We start from the raw sequence: 17,198 nt of genomic DNA on the forward strand, positions 1-17,198 counted from the left end.
GGATAATGGCCGTATGAGATCAATAGGCACGACGGACCTGTCCGTTTTCCCGATATCGCTCGGCACCAACGTCTTCGGCTGGACCGCGGACAAGGAGACCTCGTTCGCGATCCTCGACGCCTACGTCGAGGGCGGCGGCAACTTCATCGACACGGCCGACGTCTACCCCCACTGGGTGACCGGCGAGTCCACGTCCGAGCTGATCATCGGCGAGTGGATGGCCGACCGCGGCAACCGGGACTCGGTGGTCGTGGCCACCAAGGTCGGCATGCTGGAGGGGCTCGAAGGGCTGGCCCCGGCCACCATCCGGACGGCCGTCGAGGACTCGCTGCGCCGCCTGCGCACCGACTACATCGACCTGTACTGGGCGCACGTGGACGACCGCGACACGCCCCTGGTGGAGTCGCTGGCCGCCTTCGACGCCCTGGTCAAGGAGGGCAAGGTGCGCCAGATCGGCGCGTCCAACTACGGGCCGGCCCGGCTGGCGGAGGCCCTGCGGATCTCCCGGGAGGAGGGGCTGGCCGCGTACGTCGCGCTCCAGCAGCCGTACAACCTGGTCGACCGGGGGTACGAGGGCGAGCTGCGGGACGTGGTGGCCTCGGCCGGCCTGTCGAGCACGCCGTACTTCGGGCTGGCCCGCGGGTTCCTGACCGGCAAGTACCAGCCGGGCGTCACGGTCGACAGCCCGCGGGCCGGGAAGGCGGCCGAGTACCTGGACACCGAGCACGGGCGCAGGGCGCTCGAAGGGCTGCTGAAGGTGGCGGCCGAGCGCGGCGCCGAGCCCGCCTCCGTGGCGCTGGCCTGGCTGGCCGCCCAGCCCACGGTCACCGCGCCGATCGCCAGCGCGCGCGACCCCCGCCAGCTGAAGCCGCTGCTGGCGGCGGCGGAGCTGGAGCTGAGCGAGGAGGAGCTGGCCCTCCTCGACGAGGCCTCCCGCCCCTGATCGGCCGGTGCCGGCCCTCACGGGCAGCGGCAACCGGCGGGGTCAGCGGGCGCGGCCGGCCAGCGAGACGCACAGCTCCCTGAGCTCGACGGCGTCGGGGAGGCACTCGTCCAGCACGTCCAGCGCCGCCTTCAGGTGCCGGGCGGCCAGGCGGTCCGCGATCGTCCGGCCGCCCGCCTCCTCGATCAGGCAGGCGGCCAGGGTCAGGGTCGCGTCGTCGGTCTCGCCCGAGGCCAGCGCGTCGGCCAGGCGGCCGGCCGCGGGCTCGCCCGATCCCAGCGCGGCGAGCACCGGCACGGTCTTCTTCCGCAGCCGCAGGTCGCCGTGCACGGGTTTCCCGGTGACCTGCGGATCCCCCCAGATCCCCAGCATGTCGTCGGCGATCTGGAAGGCCACGCCGAGCTCCACCCCCATGCGCCACATGCGCTCGGACAGATCCGGCCGGCCGCCGAGCGCGACCCCCGCGGCCGTGGCCGCCCCCAGCAGGGACCCGGTCTTGCCCGCCGCCATCTGCGTGTACTCGGCCACGCTCACCTCCTCCGGCCCGCTCCACGGCCTGCTCTCGAAAGCCATGTCGGCGGTCTGGCCCTGGACCAGCTCGACGAGGGCCGCCGACAGGTGGCGCATCGCCTCGGGGCGGTCGGCGAGCCGGGCGACGGCCAGGGCCAGCAGCGCGTCCCCGGCCAGCAGGGCGGGCCCCACCCCGTACGCCTTCCACAGGGCGTCCCGGTGCCTGCGCTGCTCGTCCTGGTCGATGATGTCGTCGTGCACCAGCGAGAAGGCGTGCACGAGCTCGATCGCGACGGCTCCCGGCAGCGCCTGTTCGGCGGTGCCGCCGACGGCCTCGGCGCTGAGGATGGCCAGGGCCGGGCGCACGCTCTTGCCGCCGGTCCCCTCGTCCGGCCGTCCGGTGGCGTCCGACCAGCCCAGGCTGTAGGAGACCATGGCGGCCCCCCAGGGATGCAGACCCTCGACCGCGGCTCGCATGGCGGGCTCCACCAGGCGACGACAGCGGGCGATCACGTCGGCGTCCGACAACCGGGCGCCGGGGTGGCTGAGGTTCACGAGATGCTCCTGCCAATGTTCGATCTTGAATCTACATGCACGCTCATGTGATACTCCAGCCTAGGTTTTTACGTTCGTCATCAAATGTCCGTTATGTAAGACGGGCGCAAGGGAGACACACTCGTGGCGGATACTGCCACTGCCACCAGGACTATCCCTTTCCTCACCAGGCTCACCAGACACCGGGTACCGGTCCACGCGCTCGAAGCGGCCGGCGCCGAGGCCGGCGGCCGGGTCGTACGCCTGAACATGGGCCCCTTCCGCCCCTACCTCGTCACCCACCCCGACCACGTCGAGCGGGTGCTCACCACCAACCAGGCCAACTACCTGCGCGAGGGCATGTTCTGGGATCCGCTGGCGCCGCTGCTCGGCAAGGGGATCCTGTCCGACGGCGAGAACTGGGCCGAGAGCCGCCGCATCCTCCAGCCGCTGTTCACCGCCCGGCACGTCAACGCCATGGCCGAGAACATGGCACGGATCATGGACGAGCTGATCGACACGACCATCGTCCCCGGGCAGCCGTTCGACGTGGCCAAGGGCATGTCGGCCATCGTGCACCCGGTGATCGTGCGGCTCTTCTTCGGGGCGAAGATCTCGCTGGAGGACATCAACCGGCTGGTGCCCGCCTACGACGTCGCCGTCACCGCCAAGGCGCTGCGCCTGGTGCTGCCGTTCGTTCCGGAACAGGTCCCGATGCCCGGCGACCGGGCGTTCAGGCAGGCGATCAAGGCCATCGACGAGGTCGTCTACCCCCGCATCGCCGAGGCCCGCGCCCAGCGGCAGGAAGGCGACGACGTCGTCTCGCGCCTGGTCAGGGCCCGGACGCAGGACGGCGGCGCCGACGTGGACCGCCGGATCCGGGACGACCTCGTCGCCATGCACGGCGCCTCGACCGAGACCTCGACCACCGCGCTGTCCTGGGTCTGGCCGGTGCTCCAGGCCCACCCGGAGATCGCCGCCAAGGTGTACGACGAGGTGGACCGCGTCGTCGGGGACGACCCCGTCGGCATCGGCCACCTGCCGCGCATGCCGTACCTGAAGATGTTCGTCAGCGAGCTGATGCGGCTCTACCCCTCGGGCTGGATCCTGCCCCGCACGGCGATCGCGACCGACGTGATCGGCGGGGTCACCGTCGAGGCGGGTTCCACGGTGATCCTCAGCCCGTACCTGACGCACCGGCTGGCCGAGTTCTGGGACCGTCCCACCACGTTCGACCCCGAGCGCTTCGCGCCGGACGGCGCCGCGCCGCGCCACCGCTACGCCTACTGGCCCTTCGCCGCCGGGCCGCACGTGTGCCTGGGGCAACACCTGTTCGCGATGGAGGCGCCGCTGCTCATCGCCGGCATCCTGCGCAGGTACCGCCCCCACGTGCACCTGGACCGGCCGCCCGTCCCGCGCCTGGCCTCCTCGCTGCGCCCGCCGCGCGGCCTGACCATGACGCTGGAGGCACGGCGGTGAACGCCTTCGACACCGGCCGCGCCTGCGCGCTGGCCGTGTCCGGCGGCCGGGAGCTGGCCCGGCACGCCGCGCGCTTCGGCGACCTGTTCCCGGCCGCCGCGTTCGACGCCGGGCTCTACACCTCCCTCGGGCTGGCGAGCGCGTTCGGCTCGCCCTGGGCGACGGCCGCGGAACTGCGGGCGATCAACCGGGCCTCGCTGCTGGTGTTCGCCGCCGACCGGCTGATCGACCACGAGGCCGGTACGCGCGAGGAGGTCGCCGCGCTGGTCGCCGACTGCCTGTCGCCGGCCCCCGCCGCCCCCGCCGGGGCCTTCGCCGCCGACCTGCGGGCGACGCTGGGCACCACGCCGGAGCTCGAAGCCGCCTGGCGCGACCAACTCGGCCGCATGCTCACCGCCATGGCCCGCGAATGGGAGTGGAGCCGCGCCGACCGGCCGCCCGCCGTCGAGGAGTACCTGGCGAACGCCGGCAGTTGCGGCGCGTACTTCGTGGCCGTCTCCCACTGGATCGCGACCGGGCAGGTGGGCGTGCCCGACTCCCTGGAGCTCCTGCGCCCGGCCGGAGAGGCGGTGCAACGGTACCTGCGCCTGCTCAACGACCTGGCCACGCACCACCGGGAGAAGGCGTACGGCGACCTCAACGCCTTCACCCTCGGCATGACCCACGACGAGGTGACCGGGCGGATGGCCGCGCTGGCCCGCGAGGCGCACGCGCTGATCGGCCCCCTGCGCGACGCCCATCCGCGCCCGGCCTCGTACCTGACATGGCAGCTTGACTACAGCGCCGGCTTCTACGGCCTGTCCGACTTCTGGGCGACGACGTGAACCTCTCCGAACAGGCCGGCCTCCTGGTGGGCGAGCTGATGGCGCAGCCGTGGGGCCAGGTGTCGCCGTCGGTCTACGAGACCGGGCGCCTGGTCTCGCTCGTCCCCGACCTGGCCGGGCACCGCGAGCGGGTGGCGTACCTGCTGGCCGGGCAGCGCGGCGACGGCGCGTGGGGCCCTCCCGACGGCTACGCGCTGGTGCCCACGCTGAGCGCCACGGAGGCCCTGCTCAGCTCGGTCGCGCGCGGCGAGGGCGACCCCCGCGCGCTGCTCCCGGCGGTCAAGGCGGGGCTGGAGGCGTTGCGTCCGATGCTGGCCGAGGCGTCGGACCTGCCGGACACGCCGGCCATCGAGCTGATCGTCCCGGCCCTCGTCCGGCTCGTGAACGAGCACGTGGACGGGCCGCCCCTGCCCCTGCCGCCCGGCATGGACACCACGCGGCTCGGCCGGATCAGGCGGCTGCTGGAGTCGGGCGGCGAGCCGCCGCAGAAGGTCCAGCACGTGCTGGAGGTCGTGGGCGCGACGGGCGGGGTGCGGCCCACGCCCATCGGCACCGTCGGCGCCTCGCCGGCCGCGACGGCCGCCTGGCTGTCCGCCCGGCCCGAGGCGGAGGGCGCGGGGCCGGCCAGGCACCACCTGGAGGCCGTCGCCCTCCGGTACGGCGGCCCGGTGCCCGTGGGCCTGCCGATCACCGTCTTCGAACGGGCCTGGGTGCTGAGCTGGCTGCTCAGGGCGGGCGTGCCGGTGGACGTGCCGCCGGAGATGGCCGCCGACCTGAGGGCCGCCATCGGGCCCGAGGGCACCCCCGCGGGAGCCGGCCTGCCCGCCGACGCGGACACCACCAGCGTCGCGCTCTACGCCCTGGCCCTGCTCGGGGTGCCGCACGAGCCCTCGTCGCTGGCGGCCTTCGACGCCGGCGCGCACTTCTGCACCTGGCAGGGCGAGGACGGCTCCTCCGTCAGCGTCAACGCTCACGTGCTCGACGCGCTGGGCCAGTACGCGCGGGCCAGGCCCGCGGCGGCGCGGCCGTACCGGGCGCGGATCGAGCGGGTGGCGCGCTGGCTGGCCGAGCGGCAGCGGCCGGACGGGAGCTGGAGCGACAGGTGGCACGCCTCGCCGTACTACGCCACGCTGAGCTGTGTGCTGGCGCTGGGCGAGTTCGGCGGCCCCCGGTACGCCGAGGCCGTGCGCCGGGCCCGGGAGTGGATCCTGTCGACCCAGCGGGCCGACGGATCCTGGGGCCGGTGGGCGGGCCGGCCGGAGGAGACGGCGTACGGGATGCAGGCTCTCCTGCTGTCCGGTCCCGAGCCGGACGAACGATGCGAACGGGCCGCGCGACGCGGTTATGAGTACCTGATTCGGTCGGCCAATTTATCCGACTATCCACCACTGTGGCATGACAAGGACCTTTACTCACCGACAGCCATCGTGCGGGCCGCGGTCATCGCCGCTCAGCATGTCACAATATGTCACACCGAAGGAAATTCCAGGTGTGAAAATAGGACATAGTACGCCTTATGGTGCTCTAGCGTGTTGAGGCAGTATTCAGGCGTTGCTAGGGTGACCCGAGTGTCGGAATCCTGGAGTACCTCTTTCTCCGTCTTGACATGGCCTGCTGACCGAGCGGTTCTTTCTTCCGGAGGGCTTCATGCGCTTCCGTAATGCCAGTGTGCGGGCCAAAGTCACGGCGCTAATCGTGTCGCTCACCCTGTTGTGGGCGTTCGCGGCGTGGGTCACGCTGAGAGAGGGCGTCAACCTGCTCTGGGCGGCGACCGTCGACAGCAGGATCGTCGAGCCGAGCGAGCCGCTGCTGGTCGAGCTGCAGCGTGAGCGCCGGCTGACCGTCGCCCACCTCGGCGCGGGCTCGCGGGCCGTCGACAAGGGCATGCGCGACCAGCGGGCCAAGACCGACTCTTTGCGCGCGGAGTTCACCTCCACGGCCCAGGGCAACGTGGTCGATCTCGCCGCCGACGAGCCGCTGCTCGAACATATCGCCGAGGTCAACGTCGAGCTGGACAAGCTCGTGGCGGCACGGAAGGCGATCGACAGCGGCAAGGCGGACCTGTCCCAGGCGACGCGGCAGTACAACAACGCCATCGACGCGATGTACCGCATGTACGACTCCGTGGCCGCCTTCGACGACAAGGAGATCGCCAAGATCGGCCGTACGCTGTCGGACATGTCCCGCTCGCGGGAGTTCCTGGCCCGGGAGGACGCGCTCCTGTCCGGTGTCTTCGCCAAGGGCGCGTTCACCGAGAACGAGCACGCCGAGTTCGTCAAGACGTCGGGAATCTTCCACTACACGCTGACCGCGGCGCTGGACAGGCTGCCCGACGAGGACAGGGCCGGGTTCGACGCGTGGCTCAAGAGCGAGTCCGTCGTGCGGCTGCAGGCCATGGAGGCGCAGCTCGTCCAGCACCAGCCGGGCATGGGCCCGCTGCCGATGAGCGGCGAGAGCTGGCGCGTGGCGGCCGACGGGACGCTCGCCGGCATGCAGGCCACCACCCTGGCGGGCGGCGACCGCCTGTACGACCGGATCGTCCCCGTCGCCGTCGGCGTCATCGTGCGGCTGCTCCTGGCCGGTGGTCTCGGCCTGATCGCCGTCATCGCCTCGATCGTGTTGTCCATCACCACGACCAGGCAGCTGCTCGCCCAGCTCCAGAAGCTGCGCGACGCCGCGCACGAGCTGTCCGACGAGCGCCTGCCCGGCATCGTCGAGCGCATCGGCCACGGCGAGGAGGTGGACGTCGCCAAGGAGGCGCCCGCGCTGGAGTTCGGCGACGACGAGATCGGCCAGGTGGGCCAGGCGTTCAACACCGTGCAGCGCACGGCGATCAGCGTCGCGGCCGAGCAGGCGGAGCTGCGCCGCAGCATCCGCGACATCCTGCTCAGCCTCGCCCGCCGCACCCAGGGCCTGGTGCACCGGCAGCTGACCGTCCTCGACGTGATGGAGCGCCGGGAGACCGACCCCGAGGAGCTGAAGGAGCTCTTCCGCCTGGACCACCTGGCCATCCGGATGCGGCGCAACGCCGAGAACCTGATCGTCCTGTCCGGTTCGTCGCCCGCCCGTACGTGGCGGCGGGCCGTCCCCATGGTGGACGTGGTGCGCGGCGCGCTGGCCGAGGTCGAGGACTACACCCGCGTCACGCTCATGCCGATGGGCGAGGTCGTGCTCGTCGGCCGGGCCGTCGGTGACGTCATCCACCTGCTGGCCGAGCTGATCGAGAACGCCGTGTCGTTCTCGCCGCCGTACACGAACGTGCAGGTCAGCGGGCAGCTCGTGGCCAACGGGTACGTCATCGAGATCGAGGACCGCGGGCTCGGCATGAAGCCCGAGGACCTCGACGCGGCCAACGAGCGCATCGCCGACCCGCCGGAGTTCCGCATCTCCGGCACCGCCCGGCTGGGGCTCTACGTGGTCAGCCAGCTCGCCCGGCGGCACGACATCCAGGTCGTGCTCAAGCCCTCCCCGTACGGGGGGACCACGGTCGTGGTGCTGCTGCCGCAGGAGCTCGTCGAGCTCGACCCCGCGCCGCGGCACCCGGAGGGCGACACCCGGCCGAGCCTGCCGCGCCGGACGAGCACCGGGACCACGCTGGCGACGGTCGCGCGGCCCGCCGAGAACGTGCGCACCCTGACCCCGCCGCGTCCCGCCCCCATGTCCGCCCCGCTCCACGCGGTGGCCACCCCCTTCCCGGCACCAGCACCCTCGCCTTCACCCCAACCAGAACCGCCCGCGGAACCGGAGCAGCAGCCTGTGACCGAGTTCACGCCGTCCGGCCTGCCGTTCCGAGTCCCTCAGGCCAACCTGGCGCCAGCGCTGCGGGACGACACGCCGACGCAGCCCGACTTCGAGGAGGACGATGACGAGCGCTCGCCCGAGGAGATCCGCGCCATGATGGGATCCCTGCAGTCAGGCACCCGTCTTGGCCGCAACGAGGCGGCCAGGCTGATGGAAGAGCAGCCGGGAGGCGAGGCATGACCGCCGCGGCCCGGCTCCCGACGGGAGGCCCGACATGACGCCCACCGCGGGCACCGACCTCAACTGGCTGCTCGACGACCTGATCGGCCGGATCAAGGAGGCCGAGCACGCCATCGTGCTGTCCTCCGACGGCCTGCTCATGGCCTCGTCCGCCGGTCTGCAGCGCACCGACGGGGAGCACCTGTCGGCCGTCGCCTCCGGCCTGCAGAGCCTGGCCAAGGGCGTCGCGGACCACATCGCCGGCGGCGCGGTGCGGCAGACGGTCGTGGAGTGGAAGTCGCAGTTCCTGATCGTGACGACCGCGGGCGAACGCGCCTGCCTGGCCGTGCTGTGCGCCCAGAACGCCGACATCGGGCTGGTGGCGTACGAGATGGCGATGCTGGTGGCGCGGGTCGGCCAGTACCTCACCTCCGGCGCGCGCAACGCCGAGGCCGTCGCCAGGAGCGACCGGTGAGCACCACGGAGGAGTCCACGGACGAACACTGGATAGATCCGGAGATCATCCGGCCCTACGTCGTCACGCGCGGGCGGACCCAGCCCGCGCACGGCAAGTTCGACCTCATCTCCATGGCGCTGGCGGTGGGTCCGCCGCCGGGCCCCGACGCCGGGCTGGACCCCGAACACCTGCGCATTCTCCAGCTCTGCCGTGAACCCAAGTCCGTCGCCGAGATAGCCGCGCACCTCAACCTGCCGGCCGGCACGATCCGCGTGCTGCTCGGCGACCTGTTCGACCGCGAACTCGTCTCTGCCCAGGAACCGCAATCCGAGGTGGACATGCATGACATGAAGATGTACAGGGCGGTGCTCGATGGTCTTCGCTCGCTCTGAGCGCCCGCGCCTCCCGACGGCGATCAAGATCCTGATCGCCGGAGGGTTCGGGGCGGGCAAGACGACGATGGTCGGAGCCGTGTCCGAGACCCGGCCGTTGCGCACCGAGGAGGTGCTGACCGACCGCAGCGTGGGCGTCGACGACCTGACCTCCGTGGAGGCCAAGCGCACCACCACGGTGGCCATGGACTTCGGGCGCATCACCCTGGGCACCGACTACGTCCTGTACCTGTTCGGCACCCCCGGGCAGGAACGTTTCTGGTTCGTGTGGGACGAGCTGGCCGAGGGCTCCCTGGGGGCCGTCATCCTGGCCGACACCCGCCGCCTGGCCGACTGCTTCCCCTCGGTCGACTACTTCGAGCGGCGCGGAACGCCGTTCGTGGTGGCGGTGAACTGCTTCGAGGGGTCGCCGACGTTCGAGCTGGACGAGGTGCGGCTGGCGCTGCAGCTCAACCCGTCGATCCCGATCGTGATGTGCGACGCGCGGAAGCGGGACTCCAGCCGCGAGGTGCTGATCACGCTGGTCAAGCACTCGGCGCGGCTGCGCGCGGAGCCGGTCGGAAGCTGACCGAGCACGCGGACGGGGCCCGGCCGGTGAGCGGCCGGGCCCCGTCACGCACAGGGCGAGGTCAGTGCTCGGTGGCCTTCTCGGCGCCCACGCCGGTCAGCGAGCGCACCTCGATCTCGGCGTACTTGGCGGCGTTGTACTCCTTGCTGAGGATCGTGCCCAGCCAGCCGAACAGGAAGCCGAGCGGGATGGAGACGATGCCCGGGTTGCTCAGCGGGAACCAGTGGAAGTCCACGCCGTGGATCAGCGCGGTCACCGCGGCGCCCGCGGGCGGCGGCGGGGCCGAGACCACCGGCGAGAAGATCACCAGGATCAGCGCCGAGCCGAGTCCGCCGTAGATGGCCGCGACCGCGCCCGCCGTGTTGAACCTCTTCCAGAACAGGCTGTAGAGGATCGCCGGCAGGTTGCCCGAGGCCGCGATGGCGAAGGCCAGGGCGACCAGGAACGCCACGTTCTGGCCCTGGGCGAGGATGCCGAGGCCGATCGCGATGGCGCCGATGACCAGCGCCGAGACGCGGGCCACCACGACCTCCTGCCGCTCGCTGGCGCCGCCGCGCTTGAAGACGTGCGCGTACAGGTCGTGGGCGAAGCTGGAGGAGGAGGCCAGGGTCAGGCCGGCGACGACGGCCAGGATCGTGGCGAAGGCGACGGCGCCGATGAGCGCGAGCAGGATCGTGCCGCCGACGTCGCCGAAGATCTGCGCGCCGATCCGCTCGGCGAGCAGCGGGGCGGCGGTGTTGGCCGCCTTGTCGGCCTTGAGGATGTCGGTCTTGCCGACGATGGCCGCCGCGCCGAAGCCGAGCACCAGGGTCAGCAGGTAGAACACGCCGATGATGCCGATGCCCCACAGGACCGACTTGCGGGCGTCCTTGGCGGTGGGGACGGTGTAGAAGCGGATGAGGATGTGCGGCAGGCCCGCCGTGCCGAGCACCAGCGCGAGGCCGAGGCTGATCAGGTCGATCTTGCCCGCGAGCCCCTGGGCGTCGGTGCCGTACTTCAGGCCGGGGATGAGGAAGTTGCCGGGGTTGGCCTTCGGGCCGCTGGTGGCGGCGGCCTGGCCGAGCAGGGACGACAGGTTGAAGCCGAACTTGCCCAGCACCAGCAGCGTCACCAGCGCGGCGCCGGTCATCAGCAGCACGGCCTTGACGATCTGGACCCAGGTGGTGCCCTTCATACCGCCGAACACCACGTAGACGATCATCAGCGCGCCGACGCCGATGATCGTCCAGACCTTGCCGGCCTCGCTGGTGATGCCGAGCAGCAGGCCGACCAGCGCGCCGGCGCCGACCATCTGGGCCAGCAGGTAGAAGATGCTGACCACGATCGTGGACACGCCCGCCGCCGTGCGCACCGGGCGCGGGCTCATCCGGAACGCCAGCACGTCGGCCATGGTGAACTTGCCGGAGTTCCGCATCAGCTCGGCCACCAGCAGCAACGCCACCAGCCAGGCGACCAGGAACCCGATGGAGTACAGGAACCCGTCGTAGCCGGAGACGGCGATGATGCCGGCGATGCCGAGGAAGGAGGCGGCCGACATGTAGTCGCCGCCGATCGCCAGGCCGTTCTGGACGCCGCTGAAGGACCGGCCGCCCGCGTAGTAGTCGGCGGCCGTCTTGGTCTGGCGGCTGGCCCAGAACGTGATGGCCAGGGTGCCGGCGACGAAGGTGAGGAAGAGGATCATTCCCAGCGTCGTGGAAGTCACTGCGTCTTCTCCTCGACCTCGTGACGGAGCTTGTCGGCGATCGGGTCGAGCTTCCTCTCGGCGTGCCGGGCGTAGGCCCACGCGATGAGGAACGTCGAGACGAACTGCAGCAACCCGAAGATCAGCCCGACGTTGATGTCGCCGAACAACTTGATGCCCATGAAGCCGCGGGCCCAGCCGGACAGCACCACGTACAGCAGGTACCACACCAGGAAGGCCACCGTCATGGGGAAGGTCCAGCGGCGGAAACGCCGCTTCAACTCCTGGAACTCACTGCTCTCCTGAACCTGTTCATAGACGGACGCGTCATGTTCTCTGGTCGTCACGAGACCTCCACTGTGATGCGGATCACGCTCAACGTAAGAGCGCAACCTACCCGTCGTGGAGAGCCGTGGGGGTGCTGTTCGGCGAGCCGCTCGCGTACCGCGATTAGTTGGGGATGGCCTGCGGTGAAAGGTCTGTTCGGCGCGATGAGCGGTCGGGTATTCCGTTCACCCCGATATCGGACGCGGCGGGCCGGGCAGGGCGCTCAGTGCCTGATCCAGGTCCTCGACGAGGGTCGCGGCGGGCTCCAGGCCGATCGACAGGCGGGCCAGGCCGACGGGGATGCCCATGGTGGCCCGTACGCTCTCCTCGACGGTCAGGGCGGGGGCGTTGACCAGGCTCTCGAAGCCTCCCCAGGACACCCCGATCCTGAAATGTCGCAATTTATCGAGGAAAAGTGCGGCCTGCTGGCGATCGTCCGTGGCGAGTTCGATGCTGAACAGGCTGGAGAAGCCGGACATCTGCCGCAACGCGGTCGCATGGCCCGGATGCGAGGGCAACCCCGGATGGTTCACCGCCCGTACGGCGGGATGCCCCTCCAGGAACGCCGCCACGGCCAGCCCCCGCTCCTGGTGGGCGGCCATGCGCACGGGCAGCGTGCGCAGCCCCTTGATCACCTTGGCCGCGTCGTGCGGCGACATGGCCGCGCCGTAGAGCTGGTACTCCGTCAGCGCCAGCGGCCGGATCAGCCGGGCCGGGCCGACCACCACGCCGCCGACCAGGTCGCTGTGCCCGCCGACGTACTTGGAGAGCGAATGCACGACCAGGTCAACGCCCAGCGTCAGCGGTTTCTGGAACAGCGGCGTGGACCAGGTGTTGTCCATGACCGTGACCAGCCCGCGCCCGCGCGCCCAGGCCGCCACCTCGGCGATGTCCACGATCGCGTACGCCATGTAGGAGGGCGACTCGAAGTAGAGTAGGCGGGTACTCGCCCTGATAGCGCTGTCACATCCCGCGAGGTCGTCGACGTGCGTATGCGTGACGCCGTACTTCTCCAGGTAGCGCAGGAACTGCGTGGTCGGCCCGTACACCGCGCCGAGCACCAGCACGTGGTCGCCGGCGGAGACGAGCGAGGAGATCGTCGCCGAGATGGCGCCCATCCCCGAGCCGAAGCACTTGGCCCGCTCACCGCGCTCCAGCGCGGCCAGCTTGCGCTGCGCCACGTCGACGGTCGGGTTGGTGCCGCGGCCGTAGACGTACCGCTCGTCCTCGTCCCGGATCGCGGCTCCCAGCTCGGCCGCCGTCCCGAAGGTGAACAACGAGTTCTCGAACACCGGCGGGTTCACCGCGCCCAGTGTCCACGGCTCGTCCTCGCCCATCCGGCCGCAGATCCATTCATCCTCCATGGGGGCAGACTATGACAACGCGTAAGCCCACCATGGCGGACGTCGCCCGGCACGCGGGCGTCAGCCTGAAGACGGTGTCCCGCGTGGTCAACCAGGAGCCGCACGTCCGGGCCTCGCTGCAGCAGCGGGTGCACGACTCGATCAGCGCGCTCGGCTTCCGCCGCAACGAGGCCGCCGCCCGGCTGGCCCGCGGTGCGACCATGCTCACGCTCGGCCTGGTGATGGAGAACATCTCCAACGAGTTCTACGCCCGCCTCGCCGCCGCGGTGGAGGCGGCCGCGGCCGAGCACGAGGCGCTGGTGGTGTTCGGTTCGTACGAGGAGCGTCCGGACAAGGAGCGCATGCTGATCGAGTCGATGCACGCGCGGGGCGTGGACGCGCTGATCGTCGTGCCCTCGCCGGCCGACCATTCCTGGCTGGCCGAGCACGGCGGCCCGCGCACGGTCTTCGTCGACCGCGTGCCGCGCGGGCTCGACCGGGCCGACGTGGTGAAGCTCGACGACGAGCGCGGCGGCCGGACGGCCACCGCGCACCTGCTCGCCCACGGGCACCGCCGCATCGCGCTGATCTCCGACGACGACGGGCTGAGCTCGGTGCACGACCGGGCCCGCGGCTACCGGGCGGCGCTGCGCGAGGCGGGGGCGGCGGCCGACGAGGCGCTGGTGGTGCGGGGGGTGTTCGATCCCGGGCGGGTGTCGTACGAGGTGGGGCGGCTGCTCGACCTGCCCGACCCGCCGACGGCGTTCTTCGCGACGAACAACCGGGCGGCGATCGGCGTGCTGGAGGCGTTGCGGGAGCGTCCCGAGCGGCCGGCGTACGTGGGGTTCGACGACTTCGCGCTGGCCGGCCTGTTCAGCCCGGGGGTGACGGTGGTGCGGTACGACATCGGCCGGCTGGCGCGCGGCGCGGTGGAGCTGCTGCTGGATCCCGTCCGCGAGCCGCGGCGGATCACGGTTCCCGTGGAGCTGGTCGTCCGGGGGTCCGGGGAGTTGCCGCCTGCCTGACCTTCCGGTCAAACCTCCCCCAAGTCCCCTTATGTCGGAGCCTGATGGGATACGGGAGGGGTAATCGCAGGTCATGGCCGAGAGCAGCCCGTACCGCGATGACCGTACGCCCGAGGAGCAGGCGCTCGGCTCCGGCGCGTCGGCGCCCGCCCGTCCGAGCCCTGAGGTCTGCCTGGAGATCTCCGAGATGCGGGTGGAGGAGGCCGGGCCGGAGGGCCGGGCCCCGGGTGCCCGGCGCGGCGGCGCGCAGGCGCGGGCGACGCTGCGGGTGCGGCTGGACGACCTGGCGCACCTCATCGACCACCTCCTGAACGCCGCCCCCCACCTCCTGGACCACCTGCCCTCGACCACCGCCACTCCCCCACCCCGCACCGCCCGCCACGCCTTCCCCACCACCACCCCACCCTCCACGCCCACCCCCTCCCTTCGGGACTCCCTGTCCTCGGGGAAGACCGCTGCGGGGACGCCTGCCTCGGCGGCGCGGGGAGGCGGGGTGCGGGGAGGCCGACCGGAGGAGGGCGGCGGGGTGCGTCGGGGGTGGCCGAGGGGTGGCGCCCCCTCCTGGCGACCGGAGCGGAAGCACGCGGGCGACCTGGGAGCGGCCACCGGACGGACCATCCACCACGCGGCCCCCGGCGAGGAGGCCCCGCACACCGTCCCGGGACACGAGGTGCTCGACGTCGAGACCCACGCCGGCACGGCCGCCAGACCCATGACCGAACAGGCCGCCCGGCACAGCGACGCCTCCCACCCGACGCCCCCGACCAGACCGTACTTCGCCCCCGACGAGGGAACCCTCCCGGACGAGCTGCCCTCGCCCGCGGGCAGTCGTTCCCGCGCGGCCCGGTCCGGCGGTCGAGACCCGGGGCCCGGCCGTTCCAAGACACCGCCCACCGGCGTCGGTCACCGCCCGGGGCTGGACCCTCCGCCGCAGGAGCCGTCCCATCCGGGCCTCGCCCACCGGATACCGTCCCAACCCGGCCCTCGGTCACAGGCGTCGGCCCAGCCCGCCCACGCGCCGCAAGCACCAGCCCAGCACCAGCCCGGCCGGCCCGCGACCCATCCCGGCAGCACGCCGCAGGAGTGGACCCGTTCGCACGTCCCACCCCAGGGGACCGCCCAGCCGCGCCCAGGCCGAACCCCGGCCCCACCCGACACCGAGCCAGAGGGGTCGGGCCGGCCGGACGTCGCGAGGGAAGGGGCGAGTCAGCCCTGGCCCGGCCGAAGCACGTCCGCACGCGCCGCCGGCCCGTACCGCCCCGGCCTGGACCCACCACCCCAGAGCGAACAGCATGACGACCAGGGCGGCATCCCGCGCCCCACGCCAAGCGACCGCAAGCCCCGAGCCGCGAGCGCCCCGGGAAGCCCAGCCGCATCAAGGGCAGCAGGCGGCGCGGGGGCCGTGGGCGGCGCCGGGACCGAAGGCGGCCCTGGGAGAGGACGAGGTGCCGGAGCCGGGGCGGGGGCCGGCGATGTGGCGCACAACGAGGGCGCCAGTGGTAACGGGGTGGCGTCGGAGCGCTTGGGAGGCGTCGCCGCGGGCTGGTCGTGAAGGGCGGGAGGGCGCAAGGGCGGTCAGACGCCCACCGGCACGCTCCCGCGCGTCGGCCGGGCACGGGACCGACGGGCGGACGAGGGACCGGCGGGCCGGGGGCGGGTCATGGGGAGCGGGGGTGCCAGTCGCCGCGGTCCAGGTCGAGGTTCTCCGGGGTGTGGAGGCGGACCATCGTGCGGGCCACGCCGGGCGGTACGCGGTGTGGCGTCAGGAACGACACCGACACCATCACCGTGAACGCGATCGGCACCGTCCAGGCCGCCGGCTGGGCCAGCAGCGCCCCCGTGAGCCCCTCGTACGGCCCCCCGGTGATCGTGGCGAGCACGGCCGAGCAGGCGAGCCCGCCCCCCACGAACAGCCCCGCCAGCGCCCCGGTGGTGGTGAGCCGCCGCCACCAGATGCCCAGCACCAGCAGCGGGCAGAAGGACGAGGCGGCCACCGCGAACGCCAGCCCCACCACGTCCGCGACCGGCAGCGCCCGCGCCCACAACGCCAGCGCCAGCGGCACGGCGACGGCCATGAGCGTGGCGATCCGGAACGAGCGCACCCCGCCCTTCAGCAGGTCCTGCGCGATCACCCCGGCGACGGACACGGTCAGCCCCGAGGAGGTGGACAGGAAGGCCGCGAACGCCCCGGCCGTCACGAGGGCGGTGAGCAGGTCGCCGAGCGTGCCGCCGATCATGCGGCTGGGCAGGGTGAGCACGACCGCGTCGGTGCGCACGAGGTCGGGGGCGTAGAGGCGGCCGAGCCAGCCGTACAGGGCGGGCAGCAGGTAGAAGGCGCCGAGCAGGGTCAGCACGACCAGCGTCGTACGGCGGGCGGCCCGGCCGTCGGGGTTGGTGTAGAAGCGCACGAGCACGTGCGGCAGGCCCATCGTGCCGAGGAACGTGGCCAGGATCAGCGAGTACGTCGAGTAGAGCCCGTACTCCTTGGCCCCGGCCAGCGGCATCTGCCAGGTGGTGGCATCCTGGACGCTGAGGGCGGGCGCGCCGTCGCCCTTCCAGGCCAGCAGCAGGAACACCAGCGGCACGGCCAGCGCGGTCAGCTTGAGCCAGTACTGGAACGCCTGCACGAACGTGATCGACCGCATGCCGCCGGACAGCACGTTCACCGCCACCACACCCGCGACCAGCAGCCCGCCCGCCCACACCGGCGCCCCGGTGATCGTGCGCAGCACCAGCCCGGCGCTCTGGAACTGCGGCATCAGGTACAGCCATCCGATCAGGACGACGAGCACGCTGGCGGTCCTGCGCACGGTCATCGACTCCAGCCTGGCCTCGGCGAAGTCGGGCAGCGTGTACGCCCCCGAGCGCCGCAGCGGCGCCGACACCAGCACCAGCAGCACCAGGTAGCCGCCGGTCCACCCGACGGGCAGCCACAACATGTCCACGCCGTAGGACAGGACGAGCCCGGCTACGCCGAGGAAGGAGGCCGCCGACAGGTACTCGCCGCCGATGGCGGAGGCGTTCCACAGGGGGCTGACGGTCCGGGAGGCGACGTAGAAGTCGGAGGTGGTGCGGGAGAACCTGATGCCGTACGCGCCGATGAGCACGGCCGCCGCCATCACGACGACCACCGCGGTGAGGCTCACGAGGGGCCC

14 protein-coding genes are annotated in these 17,198 nt (G+C 72.1%); 9 read left to right on the top strand and 5 right to left on the bottom strand.

Features of this window, described 5'->3' with window-relative positions:
* Positions 1–13: 13 nt before the first annotated feature.
* On the top strand, positions 14–943 hold the full coding sequence (locus tag ACIBQ6_RS31335) for an aldo/keto reductase (protein WP_358285294.1): 930 nt from the start codon (positions 14–16) through the stop codon (positions 941–943).
* Positions 944–985: 42 nt separating this feature from the next.
* Here the strand turns inward: ACIBQ6_RS31335 and ACIBQ6_RS31340 are convergent, their stop codons facing one another.
* On the bottom strand, positions 986–2,008 hold the full coding sequence (locus ACIBQ6_RS31340; RefSeq protein ID WP_358285291.1) for a polyprenyl synthetase family protein: 1,023 nt from the start codon (positions 2,006–2,008) through the stop codon (positions 986–988).
* A gap of 123 nt (positions 2,009–2,131) precedes the next feature.
* Here ACIBQ6_RS31340 and ACIBQ6_RS31345 point away from each other — a divergent pair, with 123 nt between their 5' ends.
* The 7 genes from ACIBQ6_RS31345 (at position 2,132) to ACIBQ6_RS31375 (ending at position 9,667) form a co-directional block, all read left to right on the top strand.
* Positions 2,132–3,466 carry a cytochrome P450 gene (locus tag ACIBQ6_RS31345; RefSeq protein ID WP_397216236.1) on the top strand — a complete coding sequence of 445 codons (1,335 nt, stop codon included), beginning with the start codon at positions 2,132–2,134 and terminating at the stop codon, positions 3,464–3,466.
* Entirely contained in the window at positions 3,463–4,290 is an 828-nt protein-coding gene (locus ACIBQ6_RS31350) for a hypothetical protein (protein WP_397216238.1), read from the top strand. Before ACIBQ6_RS31345 ends, ACIBQ6_RS31350 begins: the two co-directional genes overlap by 4 nt.
* Positions 4,287–5,798, top strand: coding sequence for a prenyltransferase/squalene oxidase repeat-containing protein (locus ACIBQ6_RS31355; protein WP_358285285.1), 1,512 nt, complete (start codon positions 4,287–4,289; stop codon positions 5,796–5,798). The genes ACIBQ6_RS31350 and ACIBQ6_RS31355 overlap by 4 nt, the downstream gene beginning before the upstream one ends.
* A gap of 187 nt (positions 5,799–5,985) precedes the next feature.
* Positions 5,986–8,271, top strand: a complete 2,286-nt coding sequence (locus tag ACIBQ6_RS31360; RefSeq protein ID WP_397216240.1) for a nitrate- and nitrite sensing domain-containing protein — start codon at positions 5,986–5,988, stop codon at positions 8,269–8,271.
* A gap of 34 nt (positions 8,272–8,305) precedes the next feature.
* Positions 8,306–8,725: a roadblock/LC7 domain-containing protein gene (locus ACIBQ6_RS31365; protein WP_358285281.1), complete on the top strand. Its 420-nt coding sequence runs from the start codon at positions 8,306–8,308 to the stop codon at positions 8,723–8,725.
* Positions 8,722–9,099 carry a DUF742 domain-containing protein gene (locus ACIBQ6_RS31370; protein WP_352356948.1) on the top strand — a complete coding sequence of 126 codons (378 nt, stop codon included), beginning with the start codon at positions 8,722–8,724 and terminating at the stop codon, positions 9,097–9,099. The genes ACIBQ6_RS31365 and ACIBQ6_RS31370 overlap by 4 nt, the downstream gene beginning before the upstream one ends.
* Positions 9,080–9,667: an ATP/GTP-binding protein gene (locus tag ACIBQ6_RS31375; RefSeq protein WP_352324453.1), complete on the top strand. Its 588-nt coding sequence runs from the start codon at positions 9,080–9,082 to the stop codon at positions 9,665–9,667. The genes ACIBQ6_RS31370 and ACIBQ6_RS31375 overlap by 20 nt, the downstream gene beginning before the upstream one ends.
* A gap of 61 nt (positions 9,668–9,728) precedes the next feature.
* Here ACIBQ6_RS31375 and ACIBQ6_RS31380 read toward each other — a convergent pair whose 3' ends face one another.
* From ACIBQ6_RS31380 to ACIBQ6_RS31390, 3 genes are all read right to left on the bottom strand, one after another.
* A complete protein-coding gene (locus ACIBQ6_RS31380) occupies positions 9,729–11,348 on the bottom strand; it encodes a cation acetate symporter (protein WP_387665301.1) in 1,620 nt (539 codons plus the stop codon).
* A gap of 17 nt (positions 11,349–11,365) precedes the next feature.
* Positions 11,366–11,695, bottom strand: a complete 330-nt coding sequence (locus tag ACIBQ6_RS31385; RefSeq protein WP_358285279.1) for a DUF485 domain-containing protein — start codon at positions 11,693–11,695, stop codon at positions 11,366–11,368.
* Between the two features lie 165 nt (positions 11,696–11,860).
* Positions 11,861–13,039 carry an aminotransferase class I/II-fold pyridoxal phosphate-dependent enzyme gene (locus ACIBQ6_RS31390; RefSeq protein ID WP_358285277.1) on the bottom strand — a complete coding sequence of 393 codons (1,179 nt, stop codon included), beginning with the start codon at positions 13,037–13,039 and terminating at the stop codon, positions 11,861–11,863.
* 11 nt (positions 13,040–13,050) lie between these two features.
* On the opposite strand from ACIBQ6_RS31390, the gene ACIBQ6_RS31395 reads away from it, so the two are divergent.
* Positions 13,051–14,043 carry a LacI family DNA-binding transcriptional regulator gene (locus ACIBQ6_RS31395; RefSeq protein WP_358285275.1) on the top strand — a complete coding sequence of 331 codons (993 nt, stop codon included), beginning with the start codon at positions 13,051–13,053 and terminating at the stop codon, positions 14,041–14,043.
* A gap of 1,658 nt (positions 14,044–15,701) precedes the next feature.
* Here ACIBQ6_RS31395 and ACIBQ6_RS31400 read toward each other — a convergent pair.
* Positions 15,702–17,162 carry a cation acetate symporter gene (locus ACIBQ6_RS31400; protein ID WP_397216350.1) on the bottom strand — a complete coding sequence of 487 codons (1,461 nt, stop codon included), beginning with the start codon at positions 17,160–17,162 and terminating at the stop codon, positions 15,702–15,704.
* Positions 17,163–17,198 lie beyond the last annotated feature (36 nt).

This window comes from Nonomuraea sp. NPDC049655, assembly GCF_044465465.1.
GTDB lineage: Bacteria > Actinomycetota > Actinomycetes > Streptosporangiales > Streptosporangiaceae > Nonomuraea.

Excerpts from the sequence above, each read along its gene's own strand:
- ACIBQ6_RS31400 (WP_397216350.1), bottom strand. The coding sequence starts at position 17,162 with ATGGCGGCGGCCGTGCTCATCGGCGCGTACGGCATCAGGTTCTCCCGC.
- ACIBQ6_RS31365 (WP_358285281.1), top strand. The coding sequence starts at position 8,306 with ATGACGCCCACCGCGGGCACCGACCTCAACTGGCTGCTCGACGACCTG.
- ACIBQ6_RS31375 (WP_352324453.1), top strand. The coding sequence starts at position 9,080 with ATGGTCTTCGCTCGCTCTGAGCGCCCGCGCCTCCCGACGGCGATCAAG.
- ACIBQ6_RS31335 (WP_358285294.1), top strand. The coding sequence starts at position 14 with ATGAGATCAATAGGCACGACGGACCTGTCCGTTTTCCCGATATCGCTC.
- ACIBQ6_RS31380 (WP_387665301.1), bottom strand. The coding sequence starts at position 11,348 with ATGATCCTCTTCCTCACCTTCGTCGCCGGCACCCTGGCCATCACGTTC.
- ACIBQ6_RS31390 (WP_358285277.1), bottom strand. The coding sequence starts at position 13,039 with ATGGAGGATGAATGGATCTGCGGCCGGATGGGCGAGGACGAGCCGTGG.
- ACIBQ6_RS31395 (WP_358285275.1), top strand. The coding sequence starts at position 13,051 with ATGACAACGCGTAAGCCCACCATGGCGGACGTCGCCCGGCACGCGGGC.